Origin of the sequence: Xanthomonas sp. 3793, assembly GCF_024806835.1 — a bacterium.
Classification (GTDB): Bacteria; Pseudomonadota; Gammaproteobacteria; order Xanthomonadales; family Xanthomonadaceae; genus Xanthomonas; species Xanthomonas arboricola_F.
This window is the reverse complement of sequence record NZ_JANTYU010000002.1, coordinates 783767-808072: the sequence shown is the minus strand read 5'-3', so window position 1 is coordinate 808072 and position 24306 is coordinate 783767. Positions and strand designations below refer to the sequence as shown.

The following is a 24306-nucleotide window of genomic DNA, read 5'->3' as shown; positions in this document are numbered from 1 at the left end:
GCGCCAGTTGGGCGGGTGGTCGAGCACTCAGGGGATCGCCACCGGATACGAGCCCAGCACCTTGATCTGCGCCGAATGCGCTTCCAGTTCGGCCAACGCCTGCTTCATCGCCTCGTCTTCCACGTGGCCGGCCAGATCGATGAAAAAGCCGTATTCCCACTTGGCCTGGTGCGAGGGACGCGACTCGATGCGATTCATGCTGATGCCATGCCGCGCGAACGGGCTGAGCACGTCGAACAACGCGCCCGGCTTGTCGTGGATGAACACCAGCACCGAGGTGCGGTCATGCCCGGAGGTGGGAAAGATCTGCCGGCCGATCACCAGGAAACGCGTGGTGTTGTCGTCGTCGTCTTCGATCGACTTCATGATGACTTTCTTCAAGCCATACACGTGCGCGGCGCTCTCGCCGCCGATCGCTGCGGCATCTTCGGCATTGCGCGCGCGCCGCGCGCCCTCGGCATTGCTGGAGACGGCGATCTTCTCGACCTTGGGCAGGTGCGAGCGCAGCCAGCCGGCGGTCTGGGCGAAGGATTGCGAATGCGCGTAGATGCGCTCGATATCTTCCAGTCGGCCGTTGCGCGAGAGCAGATACTGGTGCACGCGCAACTCGACTTCGCCGCAGATTTTCAGGTTGGAGGTCAGGAACATGTCTAGCGTGACCTGGATGGTGCCCTGGCCCGAGTTCTCCACCGGCACCACGCCGAAGTCCGCATTGCCGGCTTCAACTTCCTGGAACACTTCCTCGATGGTCGCCATCGGCAGACCCACGGCCGAGCGACCGAAATGCTTGAGCACGGCCTGCTGGCTGAAGGTCCCTTCCGGGCCGAGATAACCGATCTTCAGCGGCTCCTGCTGGGCAAGGCAGGCCGACATGATTTCGCGGTACACGTGCACCAGCACTTCATCGCTGAGCGGGCCTTCGTTGCGGTCCACCACCATGCGCAGCACCTGCGCTTCGCGCTCGGGGCGGTAGTAATCCACCGCTGCGGCGAGCTTGCCCTTGGCCTTGCCGACCTGGTGGGCGAAGTTGGCGCGCGCGGCGATCAAGGCCTGGATGTTGCGGTCGATCTCGTCGATCTTGGCGCGCACGTCGGCCAGCACCGGTGCGGCGGCAGCCGGCTTGCCGATGGACTTGCCCGGCTTGGTCGCCGGCTGGGCGACCTGCCTGGTCGCCGAGGTGTCAGCCGGGCTGCTCGCTGTTTTGGTCTTGCTGCCCTTGGCAGCAGCGGGTTTGTTGGACTTGGGAGCCATCGCTGGGCATTCCTTGAAAAACGGCGCAAGCGCCTGCGCGGCCTGCGCCGCGGTCGAAGATGGGACTCAGCCGTGACGCTGCTGAAAGTCGTGCATGAAGGCCACCAGCGCCTGCGCGCCAGCCACCGGCATGGCGTTGTAGAGCGAGGCGCGAATGCCACCGACGGCTTTGTGGCCCTTCAATGCCAGCAGACCGGCGGCCTTGGATTGGCTGACGAACAACGCGTCCAGCTGCTCGTCCGGCAGGAAGAACGGGATGTTCATGCGCGAGCGCACGGCCGGCTTGATCAGGTTGCGATAGAAGCCGCCGGAGCGATCGATGGCGCCGTAGACCAACGCGGCTTTCTCGGCATTGCGACGTGCGAACTCTTCCACCCCGCCCTGCTCCAGCATCCACTTCACGGTGAGCCCGAGCAGATACCAGTTCCAGGTCGGCGGGGTGTTGAGCATCGAATCGCGCGCGGCATGCGAGGCGTAGTTGAAGATGTCCGCACGCGGCTGGCCGGCGCGCTCCAGCAGGTCGCGCCGCACGATCAGCACCGAGATACCGACCGGGCCCAGGTTCTTTTGCGCACCGGCGTAGATCAGCCCGTAACGCGAGATATCCAGCGGCTCGGAAGCAATGGACGAGCTGAAATCGGCAAACAGCGGCAAGGTACCGACATCCGGCGTGTCGCGAAATTCGACGCCGTGGATGGTCTCGTTGGCGGTGATGTGCACGTAGGCCGAGTGCGGCGACAAGGTCCAGCTGGCCACCGGCGGAATGTCGATAAAGCCATCTGCCTGCGCATCGGCGGCAATGCGCGCATCCACATAGGTGGCCGCCTGCTTGATCGCAGTCTTGCCCCAGTGCCCGGTGATCACGTAGTCGGCGGCCTGCCCGGGCGCGGCGAAATTCAGCGGCAACAAGGCCTGGATGGTTGTGGCGCCACCGGCGGTGAACAGCACCGCGTAGTCGTCGGGAATGGACAACAAACTGCGCAGATCGGTTTCGGCCGCGGCCGCTACGGCCATGAAATCGGCGCTGCGGTGGCTGATTTCAACGATCGAAGCGCCAACGCCATTCCACTCGATCATCTCCGCCTGCGCCTGCCGCAGGACCACTTCCGGCAATGTCGCAGGGCCGGCACTGAAATTGAACGCGCGTGTCATGGCACACCTTGTCGAGCTAGCCTTCTAGTATGCCGCAGCGCATCGGGCTTGGCAGCGGGTAAAAAAGTTGCAGCTGCATCCTTTTGACCGGGCCTCACGTAACGTGGTGACAGCCACGGGACGAACGTTCACCCCTGTGGGCTACTCTCACGCTGCAGCCACTGCCGGAGCCTGCCATGTCGTTTCGCGATGCGTTCAAACTGCCGTCCAGCCAGATCACCGATGAGTCCGTCTACCGCGACCGGCGCCGGCTGCTGCAGCTGTTTGCGCTGACCCCGGCACTGGGCATGGCCGGATGCGCCGAGGCCGACCCGCCGCCTCCGCCCAAGACCGTGGTGACGCCGGCGCAGGCGCGCAGCGGCTTCCGCACCGCCGAAGAACTGACCAAGCTGGAAGACGTGACCAGCTACAACAACTTCTACGAGTTCGGCACCGACAAGACCGACCCGTCCAAGGCCGCCAAGACCCTGAAGTTGTCGCCCTGGTCGGTGAAGGTCAGCGGCGAATGCGAAAAGCCCGGCAGCCTGTCGCTGGACGAATTGCTCAAAGGCATCAGCGCCGAAGAACGCATCTACCGGCTGCGCTGCGTGGAAGGCTGGTCGATGGTGATCCCGTGGACCGGTGTGCCGCTGGGCGAGGTACTCAAGCGCTTCGCGCCAACCTCCAAGGCCAAGTACGTGGCGTTCACCACGCTGGCCGATCCGCAGCAGATGCCAGGCGTGCGCTATCGCTCGATCAACTGGCCCTACCGCGAAGGCCTGCGCATCGATGAAGCGATGCACCCGCTGACGCTGCTGGCCACCGGCCTGTACGGCAAGCCGCTGCCGCAGCAGAACGGCGCGCCGCTGCGGCTGGTGGTGCCATGGAAGTACGGCTTCAAGAGCATCAAGTCGATCGTGGAGATCCGCTTCGTCGAGAAGATGCCCGAGACCGCCTGGCACGATCTGCAGCCGTCCGAATACGGGTTCTTTTCCAACGTCAATCCGGCGGTGGATCACCCACGCTGGAGCCAGAAGACCGAGCGGCGCATCGCGGGCACCGCCAGCAAGTTGTTTGCCGAGCGCATCGCGACCAAGCCGTTCAATGGCTATGCCGATCAGGTCGCCTCGTTGTATGCGGGCATGGACCTGAAGAAGTGGTTCTAGGCGACGCCCCCTCTGATACCGACCTGTCGTAGGAGCGCACCCGGGCGCGACGGGCCTTACCGGTAATGCCTGTCGCGCCCGGGTGCGCTCCTACGTTTCCTGCCCGCGCGGCATCTCCTGCCCGCGTGGCACCGCTTCCTTGTTCGAGATCGCATGGCCAAGACGTCCGCTTCCCTGATTGCCGCCAAGACCCTGGTGCATGCCGCCGCACTGACGCCGATCGCATTGCTGGCCTGGCAGTTCTGGCAGGTGTGGCAGAACGGCAGCGATGCACTGGGCGCCGACCCGGTGGCCGAGATCGAGCATCGCACCGGGGTGTGGGCGCTGCGCTTTCTGGTGATCACCCTGGCGATCACCCCGCTCCGCCAGCTCACCGGCCAGGCCGTGCTGATCCGCTTCCGCCGCATGCTGGGGCTGTACGCCTTCTTCTATGCCAGCGTGCACCTGGCGGTGTACCTGAGCCTGGACCTGCGCGGCTTCTGGACGCAGATCTTCGAGGAGATCATCAAGCGCCCCTACATCACCGTGGGCTTCGCGGCGTGGCTGCTGCTGGTGCCGCTGGCGATCACCTCGACCCAGGGCTGGATGCGGCGGCTCAAGCGCAACTGGGGCCGCCTGCATCAGCTGATCTATCCGATCGGCGTGCTGGCGGTGCTGCACTTCTGGTGGCTGGTGAAATCCGATATCCGCGAACCGGCGCTGTATGCCGGCATCCTTGCGGCCCTGCTGGGCTGGCGGACCTGGAAGAAACTCAGCGCGCGCCGAACCACAGCAAGGCGCTCAGCGCAGCCGCCAGCAACACCGCGCTGAGCAGCAGCCACGGCCAACGCGCCACCTTCATCGGCGCGCGCGCCGGCTCGGCGACGGCGCGCGGGGGGAGCGGCGGCTCGGAATCGGGGATGTCCCAGGTGGTGCCGTGATGGATGCGCGGCACTTCCACCACGAAGCGGTGGCGAGCGTCAAACACCACCTGGTCGCCGGCCTGCAGCCAGCCATCGCGCACCTGCACGCCGTTGATCCAGCTGCCCTCCTCCGAGCCGAGATCGCGAATCAGTACGCGGTCGCCATGACGCTCCAGGCGTGCATGCTGCGCGGCGAAGGCGGGGTCGTCGATGACGATGTCCGCGGCCGGGTCGCTGCCGACCAGACGCGAGCGGTCCAGGGTGAAGCTGCGCCCGTGGTGACGGCCGCCCAGCCCGCGTAACAGCAGGCAGACTTCGCTCAGGCCGGCATCGTCTTCCGGCGTATCGTTGGCCGGCGCGCTGGAGGGCGCACTGCGCAACAGCATCTCCACGCCATCGGCATAGATCGCATCGCCCGGGCGCAACAACGCCATGCGGCGCACCGGGCGCCCGTTGACGTGGATGCCGCGGATGCCGTTGGCCACCTGCAGCCACAGGCCGCGCTGGTCCAGACAGAATTGCGCCAACAGCAGCGCCCCCTGGGCATCAGCCACCACCCGCACGCTGCCAGAGGCATGACGGACGATCCGGTGGACGCCGGGCTTGAGGGAATGATCCGGCTGCTGCCGGTGAGTGAAATGAACTTGCAGGTCGCGCACCCGCGGCAGACTAACAGGTTTGCCCCCGCCAGCGGCCAATCACCTCGCGCGCAGCCGCTACCGCGCGTTCGAAATGCGGGCCGCGTCCGTCACCGCGTCGCCGCAGCATCGCTTTGCTCGCCTCGGTGCGGCCCTGCAACGTGCGTCCACACTTGGAGCCAGCCGCGCGCATGCGCACAATGCGCGACTACTTTCGTCTTACCCAGGCAGCTCATGTCCAGCATCGATATCCGCCACGACCATTCCCTGCCGCCGGCACAGGCCCGCGCGGCGATCGACGAGGCGGCGCGCAAACTGACCGATCGCTACGGCGTCGCCTCGCATTGGGAAGGCGACACCTTGCGCATCTCCCGCGCCGGCGTGGACGGGGCGATCGCGCTACTGCCGCAGCAGGTGCATGTCACCGCCGAACTCGGCTTCCTGCTATCAGCCATGCAGCCGATGGTGGAATCGGAAATACGTCGCCTGCTCTCGGAAAAGCTCGCCTGAGCGAGCGCTGTCCTCACAGCTGCTTCAGCGCCAAGTCACCCGCCCCGCACGCGATGGGCGGATGCTTGAGCCGGGCCGGGTCGGGCACCGCTTCACCTGCCCGATGCAGGGCCGGCACTAGGGTGAACGTAACGTCACTTCGGCAATCGACAGGAGCATCGCATGACGACCGGATACGATCAGAACGGCAACCGTGACACCACGGCGTCGGGCTTCCAGGCCCAGGCAGAGCAGATTTCGCGGCGGCTTGGCGAGTCGGCGCAGACCGTATGGCTGGCCGGACTCGGCGCACTGGGCCGCGTGCAGAGCGAAGGCGGCAAGTTGTTCGACTCGCTGGTGCGCGAAGGCGCCGCCTACGAACGCAGCGGCCAGCGCAAGGCCGCCGACAGCGTGGACGAGCTGCGCGAGGAAGTGGAGACCCAGTTCGAGCAGGCCCGCGATACCGCAGTGCGCGGCTGGGACAAGCTGGGCAAGGCCTTCGACGAGCGCGTCAAGGGGGTGCTGCGCACGCTCAATATCCCCGAGCAGGAAGAACTGGAAAACCTGCGTCGCGAGGTCGAATCGTTGAAGGCGCAGGTGCGGGCCAACACCGCCGCAACCAAGCGGGCCAATCGCACCGCCAACCAGGCCGCACAGGCTGCGAGCAGCGACGCGGGCTCGTCGACCGGCAATCCGGCGGCGTTCGACGGGGAATAAGCGTTACCGCCGCTGGTGATGGCGAAATCTCACGCCCCCCGGCGGCGGGTAGAGGTAGCAGTTCGATCTGCATGGGGGTTGCCCGTGCAACTCTTCGGGTTGGACCGTCTGTGGGCTGACGGCATCATTGAGGCCTCCGTCTGGGCGGCGATAGGCTGGACGCCATTACGCAGCATGGCGTCGCAAGCCTAGCTGGCGTCGCCAAGGTGCGCCACGCTTGCGCATCTGCGGCCGGGCAGCAGCCATACACATGCGCGATGTTGCAAGGCAGCATTATTTTTCGGACAATCGGGAAGGACCCGCCAGTCCTGCAACACGAAGTCCGTTTGCTCCCCTCCCCTCACGGCTTCGGACTGGCGGGTCTTTCGCTGCCTGGGTCACGGCTCGTGACATCCCTGCCTGCGATGCATTGACGAAACCTGCGCGAAGGATTCTTCTAGGCGTACCGATTCGTTATACGCGCCATACCCTCGCTTGATGCTTATGCCTTCCTGGATCTTGGCGCTGCTGGCCGCACTGCTGCTCTGGCTGGCGGTGTCTGTCTACTTCTGGCTGGTGCGACGTCGCGCCAACGAAACCGATGCGGGCATCCGCGCGCTGGCGGCCATGCACTGGCGCGATTTTTCCACCGTGGTGCTGCGGGTCCTGCAGGACCAGCGTGGCTGGCAGCCGGTGCAGCTGCCGCAGGACGGCCTGCCCACGGCCGACTTCATGATGCAGACCGATCACGGCACCCGCCTGGTGGCCTGCAAGCATGGCCGCGGCTATCGCATCGGCGTGGCTGCTGTGAACGAGCTGGGCGCGATGGCGCGGCTGGCCGGTGCCGGCGGCGGCGTGATGGTGACCGAGGGCCGCATGGAGCGCGAAGGCCTGGCCGCTGCGGAAAAACAGTCCATCGAAGTGCTGGACGGCACGCGGCTATGGCCACTGCTCAAGCCTTATCTGCCGGGCGATGTGGAGACCGGCGTGGTCAACATGGCGCGGCGACGGGCGATCCGCCACAGCATCATCGCCGGTGCCGCACTGGCCACGCTGGCGCTGGTAGCGGTGCTGGCGCTGCGCCCCCCTGAGCCTGCTCCGGCACCGGCGCAGACGGTGGCCGCTGCGCGTGCATCGGCGGATGCGGCACCGCGCACGCCACCGGCGGCCACTTCGCCGGTGAACGCTCCGCAGGCTGCGCCCGGTGCAGCGTCGACAACGGCCGCCCCCCTGCCGCCGGCAACGGCGGCAGAGCCGGACGACGCAACGCTGCAAGGCTATCGCCGCGAGGTGTCCAGGACGCTGGCGCAAACGCCGGGCCTGGTGCGCGGCATCTGGATCACCCAGGCAACGCTGGCGGTGGATCGCACCGTGGAAGACAGCGCGGCCTGGCCATTGATCTGCCAGCAGCTCGAACGCTATCCCTATCTGCGCACGGTCCGCGTACAGCTCAATCCCCGCCCCGGTGTGGACGAGCCGGTGCGCTGGCGGCAATGCACCACGATCTGACCGGGTGTGCCCTACAGATTGCGCCGCGCCATCGAGCACCGGCGGTTCTGATATGGACGCGATTGATCGAGACGGCAGTTGCATGCACAAGCAGCTGCAAGTCCAGAAAGCAGTGGCGCAAATGCGCCGGCTGACTACCTGCGGACGTCGAGGTCGCGATCCTTACGTCACCCGATCCAGCCAAGACAGCACGAGAAGGCATGAGACGGCAGTCGTGCGCACGATCGTCTGCACACCGGCGCTGCCCTGCCGCAGATGGACCGGCTGGCTGCCTGCAGTCGGGAGTCACGCCCCTCTGTCAGCCAAATGTCGGGATACATGGATTGGCCGACCGACGCCTCGAAAGGATTGCGCGTTCGATTTGCGGCGTGATTGCAGCTGCTGACCCGCTCAGGCAGCGCTGCCTGCGACACGTCGATGTCGATCACGCCGACATCTTCCACAGCACCGTTACCGATGCCACCCACCCATTCCAGCACCGCCCCTCAACGCATGCCGGGCGCAAATCGCGCCACCAGATCGTATGAGCCGCCCAGAAACATTTGCCGCACGTAGGTCACCGGCTGATCGCCGCGCCAGGTGTGGCGGTCGATCACCAGGCATGCAGCACCCTCGTTGACCTGCAGGCACCTGGCTTGTACGGCGTCGACGCTGACCGCACTGATGCGATGCTCGGCGCGCGTCCACGGCACGTTGCGCAATAGCCAGCTCCCGGGCGCCACATCGGTGAACGTCTGCCTTAATGCGTCTGGCACGGTGGTCACATCGATCACGCGCTGCTCCAGCGCAAACGGGCTGCCGTCGGCCAGATGCACGCTATCGAGCGCCAACAGTTTGCCGGTGCTGCCCAACGCGCGCTCCTGAGGCACGCGCTGACGCACGTTGCGCAGCCGGCGCGACAACAGCGAAAACGCATACAGGTGACCGCGCGTGGTCATTTCCACTTCGATATCCGGGATCGAGAGCGCCACCTGCTCCAGATGCGGATGCGGCCGGGCCACGAACGACCCGGTGCGGCGGCGGCGCTCGATCATGCCCGCATCGGCGAGCAGGCCGAGCACCTTGTTGACGGTCATGCGCGAGCAGCCGTACTGCGTCATCAACTCGTGTTCGGGCGGGATGCGATGGCCCGGCGGCCAGTCGCCGCTATGAATGCGTTGCTCCAGATCCTGCCGGATGCGTTGATGCAAGGTGCCGGGTGCGGCGATGGGGGTGGCGGTCAAAGCTGCGGTCTCCGGTCAGACCTGCATTGTGCCCGCATCGTCTCAATTGCCCAGCACTGTGCGCAACACGCCGGCAAAACGCGTGGCAATGCGCGCGCGATCCACATGCCGACCATCGCGCACCACCTGGCGCCCGCCGCGCCAGACGTGACGCACGGCAGTGGCGCGTGCGGCGAACAGCCAGCTGTCCAGCAAGGCGTCGTCGCTGCGGGCGAGCAAGGACGGATGGGCAGTGTCCAGCTCCACCAGATCGGCCGCAGCGCCGGACTGGATTCCATGCCGCGCCACGCCCAGCGCCTGCGCTGCACCGTCGCCCGCCTGGTCGTACAACCAGCGCCCGCTGGAGACGTCGGCAGGCGCGAGCACGTTGCGCGCCTGCCGGTGCAGTCGTTGGCCGTATTCGAGCAGGCGCAGTTCTTCGGCCGCATCGATCAACACGTTCGAATCCGAGCCCACGCCAAAGCGCCCACCGGCGGCGGCGAATGCCTGCATCGGGAACAAGCCGTCGCCCAGATTGGCCTCGGTGATCGGGCACAGCCCGACCACCGCGCCGCTGTCGGCGATCGCCCGCAGCTCGCTGGCGTCCACATGCGTGGCGTGCACCAGACACCAGCGCGCCGCCACCGGTGCGTTGCCCAGCAACCATTGCACCGGACGCTGGCCCGACCACGCCAGGCAGGCGTCGACTTCGCGCTGCTGCTCGGCGATATGGATGTGGATCGGGCCATCGGTGAGCGGCACCAGCGCCAGCAGTTGCTGCGGCGTGACCGCACGCAAACTGTGCGGTGCCAGCCCGAGCACGGCATCGGGCAATGCCTTGAGGCTGAGCCTGCAGTGCTCGAGCAGGCGCGCGAACCCATCGATGTCATGGATCAGTCGCTGTTGCGCCGCGCTCGGTGCAGCCCCGCCGAAATCCGAATGCGCATAGAACACCGGCAGCAGGGTCAGCCCGATCCCGGTGCTGACGGCCGCAGCGGCGATGCGCTCGGACATCTCGCCGGCATGCGCGTAGGGCGCACCGCCGACAGCGTGGTGCAGATAATGGAATTCGCCGACGCGGGTGAAGCCGCTTTCCAGCATCTCGACATACGCCTGCTCGGCGATCGCCTGCAGGCTGTCCGGATCCAGCCGGTCGACGAAGCGGTACATCAACTCGCGCCAGCTCCAGAAGCTGTCGCCGCTGCGCCCCCCCACTTCGGTCAGGCCGGCCATGCCGCGCTGGAACGCATGGCTGTGCAGGTTGCCCAGGCCTGGTACCAGCATCTCTGCGCGGGTATCGGTGGCGGCCGCGGCCACCTCGCTCTGTACCGTAGCGACGCGCCCCTGCTCCAGGGTGATCCGGACACTGCCCGCCCAGCCACTGGGCAACAGGGCCCGCGCTGCCCACAACGCCTGTACCGGTTGATCTGCCACTGGACACCCTCGATTGACGATCTTATTGTATATACATATCAGACACCACGAGCCTGCGCCATGCATTGCGACGCCCTCTGGCACAACGCGCAGCTGATGACCCTGGACGCCGCCGATGCTGGCCTGGGCATCGTGGACGATGGCGTGATCGCCTGCCGGGACGGCCGCATCGTGTATGCCGGCACGGCGGCACAGGCGCCCGCGCTCGAAGCAGACAGCACGCACGATTGCCAGCGGCGCTGGATCAGCCCGGGCCTGATCGATTGCCATACCCACCTGGTCTATGCCGGCAATCGCGCCAACGAGTTTGAACAACGCCTGCGCGGCGCCAGCTATGCGCAGATCGCCGCGGCCGGTGGCGGCATCGTGGCCACCGTGCGCGCCACCCGCGCCGCAGCCGATGCCGCATTGCTCGCCGCCAGCCTGCCGCGCCTGGACGCCATGCTCGCCGAGGGCGTGACCACGCTGGAAATCAAATCCGGCTACGGGCTCACGCTCGAGGACGAAACCAAGCAACTGCGCGTGGCGCGCCAACTTGCCACGCTGCGTCGGGTCGAAGTCGTGCCGACTTTTTTAGGCGCGCATGCGGTGCCGCCGGGCAGCGATGCGCAGCGGTACATCGATGCGGTGTGCACGCAGATGATTCCGGCCATTGCCGCGCAGGAGCTTGCCGAGGCGGTCGACGTGTTCTGCGAGCACCTGGCGTTTTCGCCGGCGCAGGCCGAACAGGTTTTTACCGCCGCGCAGGCCCAGGGCTTGCGCGTCAAGATCCACGCCGAGCAACTGAGCAACCAGCACGGCGCAGCCCTGGCGGCGCGCCATGGCGCGTTGTCGGCCGACCACATCGAATACCTGGACCAGGCCGGCATCGATGCGATGGCCGCTGCCGGTACCGTGGCGGTCCTGCTGCCCGGCGCGTTCTATTTCACCCGCGATACCCAGCTGCCGCCGATCGATGCGCTGCGTGCGGCCGGGGTGCCGCTGGCGTTGGCCACCGACTGCAATCCGGGCACCTCGCCGCTGACCAGCCCGTTGCTGGCGATGAACATGGCGGCCACGTTGTTCCGCATGACGGTGGACGAATGCATCGCCGGTTTCACCCGCGAAGCTGCGCGTGCGCTCGGCCGCAGCGCCCGGCTTGGCCAGCTGCGCGCCGGCATGGACTGCGACCTGGCGATCTGGGACATCGACGCGCCGGCCGACCTGGTCTATCGCATGGGTTTCAACCCTCTTCATGCCCGCATCTGGCGCGGGCATTCGACCTGATCGATCGTGGAGTTGTCATGAGTGCTTCTGTTGTCTTGCAACCCGGCCAGGTGACGCTGGCGCAATGGCGCGCGTTGTATCGCGGCGCTGACGTGGCCTTGGATGACGCCTGCGCGGCGGCGGTGCTACGCAGCGCGCAGACCGTGGAGGCCATCGTCGCGCGCGGCGAGCCGGTCTATGGCGTCAACACCGGTTTCGGCAAGCTGGCCAGCGTGCGCATCGAGCGGCAGGACCTGCAGACCTTGCAACGCAATATCGTGTTGTCGCACGCAGCCGGCGTCGGCGATCCCACGCCGGTGCCGGTGGTGCGGCTGATGATGGCGCTCAAGCTCACCAGCCTTGCCCAGGGAGCCTCGGGCGTGCAGCCGGACACGTTGGCATTGCTGGAAGCGATGCTGCGTCAGGGCATCACTCCGGTGGTGCCGTGTCAGGGGTCGGTCGGTGCGTCCGGCGATCTGGCGCCGCTGTCGCATCTGGCGGCGGCGATGATCGGCGTCGGTGAAGCCTTCGTCGGCGGCAAGCGTTTGCCTGCCGCCGACGCGCTTGCGCAGGCGCAGTTGCAGCCCCGCGTGCTCGGCGCCAAGGAGGGCCTGGCGCTGCTCAACGGCACCCAGTTCTCCACCGCCTGTGCATTGGCCGGCCTGTTCGAGATCGAAACCGTGTTGCAGGCCGCGCTGGTGACCGGAGCGCTATCGGTGGAAGCGGCCAAGGGCTCCGATACGCCGTTCGATGCGCGCATCCATGCACTGCGCGGGCAACCGGGGCAGATCGCAACCGCTGCGGCGCTGCGGGCGTTGATGACCGACTCGGCGATCCGCGAATCGCATCGTCTTGGCGATGTGCGCGTGCAGGACCCGTATTGCCTGCGTTGCCAGCCGCAGGTGATGGGCGCGGCGCTGGACATCATGCGGCAGGCTGCGCGCACGCTGGAAATCGAAGCCAATGGCGTCTCCGATAACCCGTTGGTCTTCAGCGACACCGGCGAGGCCTTGTCTGGCGGCAACTTCCATGCCGAGCCGGTGGCCTTTGCTGCCGACATGCTGGCGATGGCGGTATGCGAGATCGGCTCGATCAGCGAACGCCGCACCGCAATGCTGGTCGACCCGGCGCTGTCCGGCCTGCCGGCGTTTCTGACCCCGCGCCCGGGCCTGAATTCCGGCTTCATGATCCCGCAGGTGACTGCTGCGGCATTGGTGTCGGAAAACAAGCAGCGCGCGTATCCGGCCAGCGTCGACTCGATCCCGACCTCGGCCAACCAGGAAGATCATGTGTCGATGGCCGCGCATGGCGCGCGACGCCTGCTGGCCATGGCGGAAAATGCCGCGCACGTGATCGGCATCGAGTTGCTGGCGGCGGTGCAAGGCTGCGATTTCCATGCGCCGCTGCGCTCCAGCACTGCACTGGAAGCCGCACGCGCCCTGCTGCGTGCACAGGTGCCCATGCTGCAGGACGATCGCTACTTTCATCCCGACATGCTGGCGGCCAGCGCGCTGGTGCGCTCGGGTGCGTTGGCCGACGCGGCGGCGATCGCGTTGCCGGGCGTGGAGCAGCACGCATGACGCAGCGGCTAACACAGCATTTGCGCAGCGCCATGGCGCCGTGCTGTGCGTTGGCGGCGGACGCGAGATCTGCACGCAACACGGCTGCATTGCGTACTAAAGCCGATGACGCTCGCTCTGGCCGGCACGACTTTCTGGTTTCCAAGCATGCAACCGGAGCACAGCGATGAGCGCCCTGCCCGCTTGGCTGGAGGTGCATCGCGGCGAGGCGCCATTGCTCATCAGCTTCCCGCATACCGGCACCGAGCTGCCCGAGACGGTGGCCGACCAGTTCGTGTCGCCATGGCTGGCGCGCCGCGACGCCGATTGGTGGGTGCACCAGTTGTACGACTTCGCACAGGCGATGGGTGCCACGACGGTGCGCACGGCCATCTCGCGCTCGGTCATCGACGTCAACCGCGACCCCAGTGGCGCATCGCTGTATCCGGGCCAGAACACCACCGGCCTGTGTCCACTGACCACCTTTGACAATCAGCCGCTGTATGCCGACGGGCAGGCGCCGAATCAGGCGCAGATCGATCTGCGCCGCACGCAGTGGTTCGACCCGTATCACCTCGCCCTGTCCGACGAAATCGCGCGCCTGCGTCAGCGCCACGCAAACATTGTGGTGTACGACGCGCACTCGATCCGCTCGGTCATCCCGCACCTGTTCGACGGTGAGTTGCCCCAGTTCAACATCGGCAGCAACGACGATCGCAGCTGCGATCCCGCCCTGGCCGACGCCGTCGAACAGCTGTGCCGAAGCAGCGGCTCCAGCACCGTGCGCAACGGACGTTTCAAGGGCGGCTGGATCACCCGTCATTACGCGCAACCCGATCGGGGCGTGCACACGCTGCAGATGGAGCTGGCCTGCCGCGGCTACATGCGCGAGCCGGACACCATCACCCAGGACAGCTGGCCCACGCCGTGGCAGCCGGTGCACGCCGTCGCGTTGCGCGCAGTGCTGCGACACGTGCTGCTGGCCTGCCTGCAGTTCGCCAATGCGCCCCTCTCCAACACCGCGCCGCACGCGGCCAACCGTTGATTGCAAGGAACCCGGCATGACCCGTCACGATGCAACCCGCGTCATCCGCGCCGCCACCGGCACCACGCTCACCGCCAGGAGCTGGCTCACCGAAGCGCCGCTGCGCATGCTGATGAACAATCTGGACCCGGACGTGGCCGAGCGCCCGCAGGAACTGGTGGTGTATGGCGGCATCGGCCGCGCCGCGCGCGATTGGGAATCCTTCGATGCGATCGTCGCCGCACTCACCCGACTGGACGAGGACCAGACCTTGCTGGTGCAATCGGGCAAGCCGGTCGGGGTGTTCCGCACCCATGCCGATGCGCCGCGCGTGCTGATCGCCAACTCCAACCTGGTGCCGCGCTGGGCGACCTGGGACCACTTCAACGAACTGGATAAGAAAGGTCTGGCGATGTACGGCCAGATGACCGCCGGCAGCTGGATCTACATCGGCGCGCAAGGCATCGTGCAAGGCACCTACGAAACCTTCGTCGAGATGGGCCGCCAGCACTACGCCGGCAACCTGGCCGGCAAGTGGCTGTTCACCGGCGGCCTCGGCGGCATGGGTGGCGCGCAGCCGCTGGCTGCGGTGATGGCCGGCGCTTCGTGCCTGGCGGTGGAATGCCGCCGTTCCAGCATCGACATGCGCCTGCGCACCGGCTATCTGGACACCTGGACCGACTCGCTGGACGAAGCGCTGCGCCTGATCGAGGAATCGTGCACGGCCAGGAAGCCGCTGTCGGTCGGCCTGCTCGGCAACGTCGCCGACGTGCTCGACGAACTGCTGCTACGCGGAATCAAGCCGGACCTGCTGACCGACCAGACCTCCGCACACGACCCGGTCAACGGCTATCTGCCGCAGGGCTGGAGCGTGGAAGCGTGGGACGCAAAGCGCGTCAGCGCGCCCAAGGAAGTAGAAGCCGCCGCGCGCGAGACAATGGCCAACCATATCCGCGCGATGCTCACCTTCCACGCGCTCGGCGTGCCCACCGTGGACTACGGCAACAACCTGCGCCAGATGGCGCTGGAGCAAGGTGTGTCCGACGCGTTCGACTTCCCCGGTTTCGTGCCGGCCTACATTCGCCCGCTGTTCTGTCGCGGCATCGGCCCGTTCCGCTGGGTCGCGCTCAGTGGCGATCCGGACGACATTGCCAAGACCGATGCCAAGGTCAAGGAACTCATTCCCGACGATGCGCATCTGCATCGCTGGCTCGACATGGCCGCTGAAAAGATCGCCTTCCAGGGACTGCCAGCGCGCATCTGCTGGGTCGGCCTGGGCGACCGCCACCGGTTGGGCCTGGCCTTCAATGCCATGGTCCGCAGCGGCGAGCTGAAGGCGCCGGTGGTGATCGGCCGCGACCATCTGGATTCCGGCAGCGTGGCCTCGCCCAATCGCGAAACCGAAGCCATGGCCGACGGCTCCGACGCGGTGTCCGACTGGCCGTTACTCAATGCCCTGCTCAATACCGCCAGCGGCGCGACCTGGGTCTCGCTGCACCACGGCGGCGGCGTCGGCATGGGCTTCTCGCAACACGCCGGCATGGTCATCGTCTGCGACGGCAGCGAAGCGGCCGACAAACGCATCGAACGCGTGCTCTGGAACGACCCGGCGACCGGCGTGATGCGCCATGCCGATGCCGGCTATGCCATTGCGACCGATTGCGCGCGCGAGAAAGGACTGGATCTGCCGGCGATTCTGATCTGAAGGTATACGAAGAAGCAGTGCCGCGTGCTGGGTGGACCGACGCACGCGTTGGAACCGAATGCGCCTGCCGCCACGCGGTGGCGCCAGCGCTCGAACCTGCATCCTGCCTCCATTGCAGCATCCGCCGGCCAAGCGTGCGACGTTCGACGGTCGTCGCGTCGCTCATTGGTACCGCTTGCCTGGAGTGAATGCGGCGCCCTGGCCGACACGGGGCGATCTTGCGTTCATGGCTCAGCGGCCAATCCCGACATGCAGCGTCCCTGTTCAGCCCGATACATTGCGTGACCTCCATCACAATGGGGATGGACTGCATAAAGCGATGACGCGCAATGCGCCGATCGGCTAGGCTTGCACCTGGTCAGATCCGGGGGGGGATGCTCTGACCACGACGACTTCGCACCACACAGCAGCATCGCGCCAGTTCAGGCGTGGGTTTTTTTCGCATGGATCACACTGAGAGCCCCCCTCATGCAGCAGGAACAGCGCATCGATTCATTGACCGGTATTCGCGGGCTCGCTGCCTTGCTGGTGGTCTACGCACATCTGGCCGAAGAAAAATTCTTCGCCGACACCCATCTTTATCCCGGTGAAATGGGCGTCATGGTGTTTTTTACCCTGAGCGGATTCTTGATGGCGTTTCTTTATGGCGATAAAGAAGCCAATTATGGCTCGGTGGCCCGTTACGCCATTTCAAGGTTCTCGCGCATTGCACCGGCCTATCTCACTGTCGTGCTGGCTTCGTACCTGATCTACAACCTGATCGACCCGCAGTTTGTTTATGCCATCAGCCATGGCAACCTGCTGCGTCACCTGTTGTTTTCGGGCAATGTCTCCGCGCTATGGAGCATTCCGCCGGAAGTTCAGTTCTACGTGGTCTTCGTTGGCATCTGGTTTTCGTTGCGCGCCCTGCGCAACAAGAACAATGTTGCCTTGATGGTGGCGGTGCTCGGCACCATCATGGCGCTGATCGCCTACCGACAGGAACTGCCCGGTACGTTTGTCGGATCGAAAATCCATTATTTTCTCGCAGGCGTGGTGTTTGGCCTGATACGCAGCCGCGTGCGTGCGAGCGACAGCATGACCGCGATCGCGATACTGCAGGCGGCAGTCATCGGACTGATATCGCTGGTGATCCTCGGTGTGATCGACGTGGATCTGGGTTCCAAACGCGAGCTTTACCTCACGCTGGAGACGGCGGGCTTCTCCGGCATCTTCGTCTTCCTGTTCTCCTTCGATACCGGCCTCAGCAAGCGCCTGCTCGGCAACCGCTTCATGATGCTCAGCGGCGAATGCAGCTTTTCGATGTATCTGCTGAACATTCCGATCATCTATGCCGCGCTGGCGGTGATGGATGGCATGCCACCGAAGCCGGCCCTGGCGCTACCGATCATCGCCATCACCGTTGCTGCGGCATGGGCCATGTATCGCCTGGTCGAAATGCCGGGTAACACACTGCTGCGCCGGCTGGGCACGCGTCTGCTGCTGCGCCCCGCGCCTGCGCCGCCGCTGCCGACCAATCCCCCTGTGGCATTGGCAACACAGGCGTCGCCTGGTACGCCCCCGCTGCCTTGATAGCCGCCCACTGGCTTACCGGCATACCACGTTACGCCTCCTGACCGGAGGCGTTTACGTTTCAAGCAGCTGACAGAACCGGATGGTGAGCGCGGCCAGTGCCAGGAAGCGGCAGATAGCACCCGTCTATCACGGTTACGTTGCCCCCATATCTGTCTTGCAGCACCCGCTAGGTGGTATTGCTGGCAGCCAAAGCGGCCAGATGATGGTGAGTGGACCAGTAAACTGATCGCCCGCCGCCGATTGCCCTCAAGAACATCGCTGCCAAGCCGACAAGGTATGCAACGTTTCGAGGAATCCCCATGGGCATCCTGATCTACCTGGTGCCTGCTTTCGCACTCTGGGCGCTCATCGCCACGGGGCTGGCGTACGTGCGTGGGCGCCAGCTCAACGCCGAGTACGGGCAGCACGCCAGCACCCAGGACAGTCTTGCGCGCTATCAGGCAGCGCTGTCACAGCTCAAGGCGCGCGCCGCAGCCACGACGCTGGAGCTGGAATCGCTGCAGCGCAGTTACACCGTGCTCAAGCAGTCGCTGGAGCAGCAGGAACAAAGCGCCGTAGAACAGCAGGGCGCGGACGCGCCCGAGCAAGTGATCCCGATGGTCATGGTGCAACAGCTGGATATCGCCAACGAGATCGGAACGCTGTTTGCCCACGTGGCGCGCGTCGCCCGCAGCCTGCGCCGCTACAGCGCCTACAGCCGCGGTCACAATGCGCCCGAGCCCAGCACCGCACGTTACGATCTGCATTGGCTGGCCGACTGCCTGCACAGTTTCGACCAGATCGGCCACGCGTTGGTACGCGGCAATATCGCCGCATTGATCACCGCCTGCCAGGATCTGCTGTCGATGTACGAGCACTATCTGAGGGACGGCTCCGGCTACAACAGCCGCGATACCTTCCAGCGCCTGAGCAGCGACGTGCCGCTGTCGGAGGCCACCGACGCCATCCGCTCGATCATCGTCAAGGCGACGCTGGCGCAGGATGTGCGAGATGCGGTGCAGGACGATGCGGTGGCAGTGGCGCAGTGAGTTCGGGATTCGGGATTCGGGATTCGGGAATCGGGAATCGGGAATCGTAAGAGCGTGTGTGGCGCGAACTGTGGAGTCACCGCGTGCGCATGGATTGATGGCCTTGAAGCCGCGCCTGGCTAGCGCAAAAAAAAACGCGCCGTTATCGGCGCGTTTTTGTTTCCACTTCCAGCACTAATGCTGCGGTAATGCGTAGGCGATCAACGCGTCGCCTGCCGGGGTTTCCATGAAGTGGTGGCCGCCGGCCATGATCACCAAGTACTCGCGGCCGCCATAGGAATACACCATGGGGTTGGCCTGCCCGCCTGCCGGCAACTTGGCGTGCCAGAGCTCCTTGCCTGTCGACAGGTCGATGGCGCGGATCAAGTCGTCGGTGGCTGCCGCGATGAAGATCAGCCCGCCCGCAGTCACCACCGAGCCACCGTTGTTGGGCGTCCCGATCTCGATCGGCAGGCCGGAGCGGATGCCGAACGGGCCATTGCCGCGCGCACTGCCGAACGGGCGATCCCACAGCGTCTTGCCGCTGGCCAGATCGATGGCGCGGATGCCGCCATACGGCGGTTCCTTGCACAACAGCTTGGTGAACGGCAGCCGCCAGCCGGCGTTGACGTTGATCGCATACGGCGTGCCGGCCTGCGGGTCGCCCGCGCCTTCTGCGCCGCCTGCATCGCCGCGCACCTGGTCGCGCGGCGCCCAGCCCAGCTTGTCGGCCTTGGCCCGCGGCACCAGCAGGTTGTAGTTCGGCATGTCGTTGTAATTGGCCACGATCACGCCGCGCTGCGGGTCCACCGCCACGCTGCCCCAATCGGAGCCGCCGTTGTAACCGGGGTATTCGATCGAATGCCGCTCGGCTTCCGGTGGGGTGTAGATGCCCTTGTAACTGGCTTTGCGGAACTGGATACGACACACCAATTGGTCGATCGGGGTCATGCCCCACATGTCGCGTTCGGTCAGATCCGGCTTGCGCAACGTGTGATACAGCGAAAACGGCTGGGTCTTTGCGCGCATCTGTGGCTCGACGCCACCGGCGGGCACCGCGCGCTCTTCCACGCCAACCAGCGGCTTGCCGGTGCGTCGATCCAGCACATACAGCTCGCCCTGCTTGCTCGGCAGCAACACTGCCGGCACGTTGACGCCGTCCTTGGGGAAATCGATCAGGCTCGGCTGCGAACCCAGGTCGTAATCCCAGGCATCGATATGGGTGGTCTGGAAATTCCACACCGGCTTGCCGGTGGTGACATCCAGCGCCACCAGCGAGGTCGCGTAGCGATTCTCCTGCGGCGTACGCGAGCTGCTCCAGTAATCGGCGGTGGAGTTGCCCATCGGCAGGTACACATAGCCCAACTGCTCGTCCGCAGCGGCAGTGGTCCACATATTGGGCGTACCACGCGTCCAGGTCTGCCCCGGCGGTGGTGCGCCATTCCAGTCCGGATGGGTCATGTCCCAGGCCCAGCGCAGTTTTCCGGTGATCGCGTCGAACCCTTCGATCACACCGGAGGGTTCGTAGCGCTTCTGTCCATCCAGCACCTGATGGCCGGTGACCACCACGCCGCGCACAATGGCCGGCGGCGAATTGATCGACACATAGCCCGGCGGGGTGTCGCCCATGCCCACGGTGATATCGACCTGGCCATTGCTGCCGAAGTCCGGGCACAGTTGACCGCTACGTGCATCCAGCGCAATCAGGCGTCCATCCAGCGTGCCTTCGATCACCCGCGTGCGGCACAGCGCCGAACCGGCGGTTGCGGCCTCGGCAGCGCCCGTCGTGGTCACGGCCGGCACCTCGTAGTACGACACGCCACGGCACGCGGCGGTATACGGAATCGCCTCGTCCCTGACCTTGGGGTCGTAGCGCCAGCGCTGCTTGCCGCTGGACGCATCCAGCGCGATCACCTGGTTGCGCGCAGTACACAGGTACAGGCTGTCGCCCACCTTCAACGGCGTGGTTTCCGCGCCCCAGCGCTTGCTTGGCAAGTCTCCGGTGTGGAAGACCCAGGCCTGCTGCAGCTGCGCGACGTTGTCGCGGTTGATCTGTTGCAGCGGCGAATAGCGCTGACCTGCCTGGCTACGCCCGTATGCGGCCCAATCGCCGTCGGCGGGCGCGTTGGCCGGTTGCACGTCGGTCGTTGCAGACGCTGCCGGTGCATCGCCATTGACCAGGCCGCCGCCCATCCCTGCAGCAGGGGCCAACGCGCCATCGGCCTCGGTCACCCCAAACGGCTTGAACGCCAGCGCGAACGCGAACACAAACACCGTCGCCAACACACCCGCCACGCTGCGCGACACCGCGCGCGATACCGGGCGCTGCAGCCTGGGCAACAGCAGCGCAAGCACCAACGCCAGACCGACGATCAGGCCCAGGCGCGGCACCCAACGCCAGTAATCGCTGCCCGACTCCCACCATGTCCAGAGCAGCGAGCTGGCCACCACAGCTGCAAACCACCACGCGCCCGCGTTGCGGCCACGCAACAGCAACACGCCTGAAATCAGCATCGCCGCACCAGCCGGAGCGTAATACCAGGAACCACCCAGCGCGGCCAACCACACGCCACCGGCCAGCAACACCGCACCCAGTACGGCAATTACGCCTCCCAGGATCGCAAGCGCCCAATGGCCGCGACCGGAAGGACGATCCACATTCGTCATCAGTTGTTCCTCTTCGACTCAGCGGCGACGCAACGCCGCCGCACCGCCACTTACCTTCGACCCGCAGCGGTGAAAGCACCGCGTTTTTCGCGGGGATGACGGGTAAACACTGCGTTGCACATGTCATCGCGTGCAACAAATCAAGCACATAAAACTGGAACACAAAAAAAACGCCGGCATTGCCGGCGTTTTCGTTCGACTGCAGCGATGACGCTACACGATCACTCTTCGGTTGCCGGTGGCAGTGCGACGGACTCGGCGGTTGCGCCCGCGTCGTCCACCACGTCGTCCACTTCATCCAGCGATGCATCCAGGCGTTCGACCGCCTGCAGCTTTTCGCCCTTGGACAAGCGGATCAACGTCACGCCCTGGGTATTGCGGCCCACGCGCGAAATTTCCGAACCGCGTGTGCGCACCAGGGTGCCGCCATCGGAGATCAGCAACACTTCGTCGGTAGCGCCCAGCAGCACCGCACGCACCAACTTGCCGTTGCGCTCGGTGGTCTGGATACCGATCACGCCCTGCGTACCGCGCCCCTTGCGCGGATACTCGGCCAGCGGAGTGCGTTTGCCGTAGCCGTTCTCGGTGGCGGTGAGGATATAGGCCACATTGCCGTCGTCGGCGACTTCAATCACGCCTGCATCGGCGCCGTCGGCGGTGTCGACGACTTCGTCGGCAGCGTCTTCATCGGACTCGATCTCGATGCCACCGGCCGGGTCGGACACGATCAGGCTGACCACTTCCTCGCCCTTGGGCATGCGGATACCACGCACGCCGGTGGCGGTACGGCCCATCGAACGCACGGTGGACTCGCCGAAGCGCACGGTCTTGCCGTTGGAGGCGAACAACAGCACGTCGCGATCGCCGTCGGTCAGGGCCACGCCGACCAGCGCATCGCCTTCATCCAGATTGATGGCGATCTTGCCGCGCGCCAGACGGAAGGCGAATTCGCTCAGCGGGGTCTTCTTGACGGTACCGTTGCGGGTAGCGAAGAACACAAAGCGGTTGTCGGCGTATTCGCGCACCGGCAATACCGCCTGCACCCGCTCGCCGGATTCCAGCGGAATCCAGTTGATGATCGGGCGGCCACGCGCATTGGAGCCGGCTTCCGGCAATTGATGCACAGGCAGCCAGAACACCTTGCCGCTGCTGGTGAAGGTCAGCAGCGTGTCGTGCGTGTTGACCAGCCACAGCTGGTCGATGAAATCCTCTTCCTTGGTCGCCGCGGCAGACCGGCCACGGCCACCACGCCGCTGCGCGCGATACGCGCTCACCGGCTGACGCTTGGCATAACCGGCGTGCGACAGCGTCACCACCACGTCTTCCGGCGCGATCAGATCGAGAATATCCAGATCTTCTTCGCTGTGACGGATCTCGGTGCGGCGCTCGTCGCCGTACTCTTCGCGGATGTTGATCAGCTCGTCGCGGATCACCTGCAGCAGCACGTCCGGGTTTTCCAGGATGCGGATCAGGCCCTGGATGACCTCGAGCAACTGCTTGTACTCGTCGGTCAGCTTTTCCTGTTCCAACCCGGTCAGGCGATGCAGACGCATTTCCAGGATCTGCGCGGCCTGCACTTCGCTGAGCTGATAGAAACCATTGGCCAGGCCCACGCCCGGCGCCAGGTCTTCCGGCTTGGAGGCCTCGGCGCCGGCCGCGCCCAGCAGCGCACCGACCAGACCCGGTTCCCAGGTCTTGGCCAGCATGCGCTCGCGCGCTTCCTGCGGGTTGGCCGAGGTCTTGATCAACTCGATCATTTCATCGATGTTGGCCAACGCAACGGTCAGGCCTTCCAGCACATGCGCACGCGCACGCGCCTTGCGCAGTTCGTAAATGGTGCGGCGGGTGACCACCTCGCGGCGGTGGCGGATGAACGCCTCCAGCATCTGCTTGAGGTTCATCAACTGCGGGCGGCCGTCGATCAGCGCCACCATGTTGATGCCGAACACCGACTCCATCTGGGTCTGCTGGTACAGGTTGTTGAGCACAACCTCGGCCGACTCGCCGCGCTTGATTTCGATGTAGATGCGCATGCCGTCCTTGTCGGACTCATCGCGCAGCTCGCTGATGCCTTCGAGCTTCTTTTCCTTGACCAGCTCGGCGATCTTTTCGATCAACCGCGCCTTGTTGACTTGGTACGGGATCTCGGTGACGACGATCGCCTCGCGGCCGTTGTCGGCCACTTCAACATCGGCCTTGGCGCGGATGCGCACGCGGCCGCGGCCGGTGCGATAGCCCGCGGCAATGCCGGCGGTGCCGTTGATGATGCCGGCGGTGGGGAAATCCGGGCCCGGGATGTATTCCATCAAGCCTTCGACGTCCAGCTCGGGCGTGTCGATCAGCGCGATGCAGGCGTTGATCGCCTCGGTCAGGTTGTGCGGCGGGATATTGGTGGCCATGCCCACCGCGATACCGGCCGAACCGTTGACCAGCAGGCTCGGGAACCGCGTCGGCATGACCGTCGGTTCCAGTTCCTTTTCATCGTAATTGGGCTGGAAATCGACGGTTTCCTTGTCGATATCGGCCATCAGTTCATGCGCCAGCCGCGACATGCGCGACTCGGTATAACGCATCGCCGCGGCCGAATCGCCGTCGACCGAACCGAAGTTACCCTGACCGTCCACCATCATGTAGCGCAACGAGAACGGCTGCGCCATGCGCACCAGCGTGTCGTATACCGACTGGTCGCCGTGCGGATGGTATTTACCGATGACGTCGCCGACGATACGCGCCGACTTGAAGTAGGCCTTGTTGCTGTGGGCGCCCAGTTCGTGCATCGCGAACAACACGCGGCGGTGCACAGGTTTGAGGCCATCACGGGCATCGGGGAGTGCGCGGCCCACGATCACGCTCATCGCGTAATCGAGATAGCTCTTGCGCATCTCGTCTTCCAGGTTGACCTGGATGATTTCCTTGGCGGTTTCTGCCATTCGGGTTCCGTAAGTGAGGTGGCGGGCGAGCCGGAAAGCCGCGTCGGGGGCGCCTTAGTCACAGGCTGCCGACCCCACGCTCCCGCCGATCGATTCAAGCCCCGGATTGTACCACGAAGGGGCTTCCCGATACCGTCGCTTTACGGCCAGAAACAAGCACTTGCGGGGATTTTGGC

General features: G+C 65.5%; 18 protein-coding genes. 11 read left to right on the top strand and 7 right to left on the bottom strand.

The window, feature by feature from the left end; translation table 11 throughout:
• Positions 1 to 27: 27 nt before the first annotated feature.
• Both pheA and serC read right to left on the bottom strand, forming a co-directional pair.
• Positions 28 to 1251 (bottom strand): prephenate dehydratase, encoded by a 1224-nt coding sequence (gene pheA, locus FHY18_RS09780; protein ID WP_259153775.1) that lies wholly within the window; start codon positions 1249 to 1251, stop codon positions 28 to 30.
• A gap of 66 nt (positions 1252 to 1317) precedes the next feature.
• A complete protein-coding gene (serC, locus tag FHY18_RS09775; protein WP_259153774.1) occupies positions 1318 to 2403 on the bottom strand; it encodes a 3-phosphoserine/phosphohydroxythreonine transaminase in 1086 nt (361 codons plus the stop codon).
• 176 nt (positions 2404 to 2579) lie between these two features.
• Between serC and msrP the strand changes: the two genes are divergently transcribed.
• Both msrP and msrQ read left to right on the top strand, forming a co-directional pair.
• Positions 2580 to 3548, top strand: coding sequence for a protein-methionine-sulfoxide reductase catalytic subunit MsrP (msrP, locus tag FHY18_RS09770; RefSeq protein WP_259153773.1), 969 nt, complete (start codon positions 2580 to 2582; stop codon positions 3546 to 3548).
• Between the two features lie 153 nt (positions 3549 to 3701).
• Positions 3702 to 4358: a protein-methionine-sulfoxide reductase heme-binding subunit MsrQ gene (gene msrQ, locus FHY18_RS09765; RefSeq protein ID WP_259153772.1), complete on the top strand. Its 657-nt coding sequence runs from the start codon at positions 3702 to 3704 to the stop codon at positions 4356 to 4358.
• Here msrQ and FHY18_RS09760 read toward each other — a convergent pair.
• On the bottom strand, positions 4300 to 5109 hold the full coding sequence (locus FHY18_RS09760; protein WP_259153771.1) for an FHA domain-containing protein: 810 nt from the start codon (positions 5107 to 5109) through the stop codon (positions 4300 to 4302). The two genes, msrQ and FHY18_RS09760, sit on opposite strands and share 59 nt — an antisense overlap.
• Before the next feature lie 213 nt (positions 5110 to 5322).
• Here FHY18_RS09760 and FHY18_RS09755 point away from each other — a divergent pair, with 213 nt between their 5' ends.
• From FHY18_RS09755 to FHY18_RS09745, 3 genes are all read left to right on the top strand, one after another.
• A complete protein-coding gene (locus tag FHY18_RS09755; protein WP_005991192.1) occupies positions 5323 to 5598 on the top strand; it encodes a polyhydroxyalkanoic acid system family protein in 276 nt (91 codons plus the stop codon).
• A gap of 162 nt (positions 5599 to 5760) precedes the next feature.
• Positions 5761 to 6294: a phasin family protein gene (locus FHY18_RS09750; protein WP_046965565.1), complete on the top strand. Its 534-nt coding sequence runs from the start codon at positions 5761 to 5763 to the stop codon at positions 6292 to 6294.
• Positions 6295 to 6771: 477 nt separating this feature from the next.
• On the top strand, positions 6772 to 7782 hold the full coding sequence (locus tag FHY18_RS09745) for a restriction endonuclease (protein ID WP_259153768.1): 1011 nt from the start codon (positions 6772 to 6774) through the stop codon (positions 7780 to 7782).
• A gap of 485 nt (positions 7783 to 8267) precedes the next feature.
• Here the strand turns inward: FHY18_RS09745 and hutC are convergent, their stop codons facing one another.
• Positions 8268 to 9005, bottom strand: coding sequence for a histidine utilization repressor (gene hutC / locus FHY18_RS09740; protein ID WP_259153767.1), 738 nt, complete (start codon positions 9003 to 9005; stop codon positions 8268 to 8270).
• Positions 9006 to 9047: 42 nt separating this feature from the next.
• Positions 9048 to 10418: a formimidoylglutamate deiminase gene (locus FHY18_RS09735; protein WP_259153763.1), complete on the bottom strand. Its 1371-nt coding sequence runs from the start codon at positions 10416 to 10418 to the stop codon at positions 9048 to 9050.
• A 60-nt stretch (positions 10419 to 10478) separates the two neighbouring features.
• Here FHY18_RS09735 and hutI point away from each other — a divergent pair, with 60 nt between their 5' ends.
• The 6 genes from hutI to FHY18_RS09705 all read left to right on the top strand — a co-directional run bounded on the left by hutI (position 10479) and on the right by FHY18_RS09705 (position 18554).
• Positions 10479 to 11684, top strand: coding sequence for an imidazolonepropionase (gene hutI / locus FHY18_RS09730; protein WP_259153761.1), 1206 nt, complete (start codon positions 10479 to 10481; stop codon positions 11682 to 11684).
• A 17-nt stretch (positions 11685 to 11701) separates the two neighbouring features.
• Positions 11702 to 13243, top strand: a complete 1542-nt coding sequence (gene hutH, locus FHY18_RS09725) for a histidine ammonia-lyase (RefSeq protein ID WP_259153759.1) — start codon at positions 11702 to 11704, stop codon at positions 13241 to 13243.
• Between the two features lie 166 nt (positions 13244 to 13409).
• Entirely contained in the window at positions 13410 to 14267 is an 858-nt protein-coding gene (hutG, locus tag FHY18_RS09720; RefSeq protein WP_259153758.1) for an N-formylglutamate deformylase, read from the top strand.
• 16 nt (positions 14268 to 14283) lie between these two features.
• Positions 14284 to 15951, top strand: coding sequence for a urocanate hydratase (gene hutU, locus FHY18_RS09715; RefSeq protein ID WP_259153757.1), 1668 nt, complete (start codon positions 14284 to 14286; stop codon positions 15949 to 15951).
• 468 nt (positions 15952 to 16419) lie between these two features.
• On the top strand, positions 16420 to 17523 hold the full coding sequence (locus FHY18_RS09710; RefSeq protein ID WP_259154016.1) for an acyltransferase: 1104 nt from the start codon (positions 16420 to 16422) through the stop codon (positions 17521 to 17523).
• A gap of 302 nt (positions 17524 to 17825) precedes the next feature.
• Complete coding sequence (locus tag FHY18_RS09705) at positions 17826 to 18554, top strand: hypothetical protein (RefSeq protein WP_259153756.1); 729 nt, start codon at positions 17826 to 17828, stop codon at positions 18552 to 18554.
• A gap of 174 nt (positions 18555 to 18728) precedes the next feature.
• Here FHY18_RS09705 and FHY18_RS09700 read toward each other — a convergent pair whose 3' ends face one another.
• Entirely contained in the window at positions 18729 to 21200 is a 2472-nt protein-coding gene (locus tag FHY18_RS09700) for a membrane-bound PQQ-dependent dehydrogenase, glucose/quinate/shikimate family (protein ID WP_259153755.1), read from the bottom strand.
• Between the two features lie 221 nt (positions 21201 to 21421).
• Positions 21422 to 24130 carry a DNA gyrase subunit A gene (gene gyrA, locus FHY18_RS09695; RefSeq protein WP_259153753.1) on the bottom strand — a complete coding sequence of 903 codons (2709 nt, stop codon included), beginning with the start codon at positions 24128 to 24130 and terminating at the stop codon, positions 21422 to 21424.
• Positions 24131 to 24306: the final 176 nt, after the last annotated feature.

What these genes read in the sequence shown, in the direction of transcription:
- gyrA (WP_259153753.1), bottom strand. Translation starts at nt 24,130, where the DNA reads ATGGCAGAAACCGCCAAGGAAATCATCCAGGTCAACCTGGAAGACGAG.
- FHY18_RS09700 (WP_259153755.1), bottom strand. Translation starts at nt 21,200, where the DNA reads ATGACGAATGTGGATCGTCCTTCCGGTCGCGGCCATTGGGCGCTTGCG.
- FHY18_RS09755 (WP_005991192.1), top strand. Translation starts at nt 5,323, where the DNA reads ATGTCCAGCATCGATATCCGCCACGACCATTCCCTGCCGCCGGCACAG.
- hutI (WP_259153761.1), top strand. Translation starts at nt 10,479, where the DNA reads ATGCATTGCGACGCCCTCTGGCACAACGCGCAGCTGATGACCCTGGAC.
- msrP (WP_259153773.1), top strand. Translation starts at nt 2,580, where the DNA reads ATGTCGTTTCGCGATGCGTTCAAACTGCCGTCCAGCCAGATCACCGAT.
- hutG (WP_259153758.1), top strand. Translation starts at nt 13,410, where the DNA reads ATGAGCGCCCTGCCCGCTTGGCTGGAGGTGCATCGCGGCGAGGCGCCA.
- hutH (WP_259153759.1), top strand. Translation starts at nt 11,702, where the DNA reads ATGAGTGCTTCTGTTGTCTTGCAACCCGGCCAGGTGACGCTGGCGCAA.
- FHY18_RS09750 (WP_046965565.1), top strand. Translation starts at nt 5,761, where the DNA reads ATGACGACCGGATACGATCAGAACGGCAACCGTGACACCACGGCGTCG.
- serC (WP_259153774.1), bottom strand. Translation starts at nt 2,403, where the DNA reads ATGACACGCGCGTTCAATTTCAGTGCCGGCCCTGCGACATTGCCGGAA.
- FHY18_RS09705 (WP_259153756.1), top strand. Translation starts at nt 17,826, where the DNA reads ATGGGCATCCTGATCTACCTGGTGCCTGCTTTCGCACTCTGGGCGCTC.
- hutU (WP_259153757.1), top strand. Translation starts at nt 14,284, where the DNA reads ATGACCCGTCACGATGCAACCCGCGTCATCCGCGCCGCCACCGGCACC.
- pheA (WP_259153775.1), bottom strand. Translation starts at nt 1,251, where the DNA reads ATGGCTCCCAAGTCCAACAAACCCGCTGCTGCCAAGGGCAGCAAGACC.
- FHY18_RS09710 (WP_259154016.1), top strand. Translation starts at nt 16,420, where the DNA reads ATGCAGCAGGAACAGCGCATCGATTCATTGACCGGTATTCGCGGGCTC.
- msrQ (WP_259153772.1), top strand. Translation starts at nt 3,702, where the DNA reads ATGGCCAAGACGTCCGCTTCCCTGATTGCCGCCAAGACCCTGGTGCAT.
- FHY18_RS09745 (WP_259153768.1), top strand. Translation starts at nt 6,772, where the DNA reads ATGCTTATGCCTTCCTGGATCTTGGCGCTGCTGGCCGCACTGCTGCTC.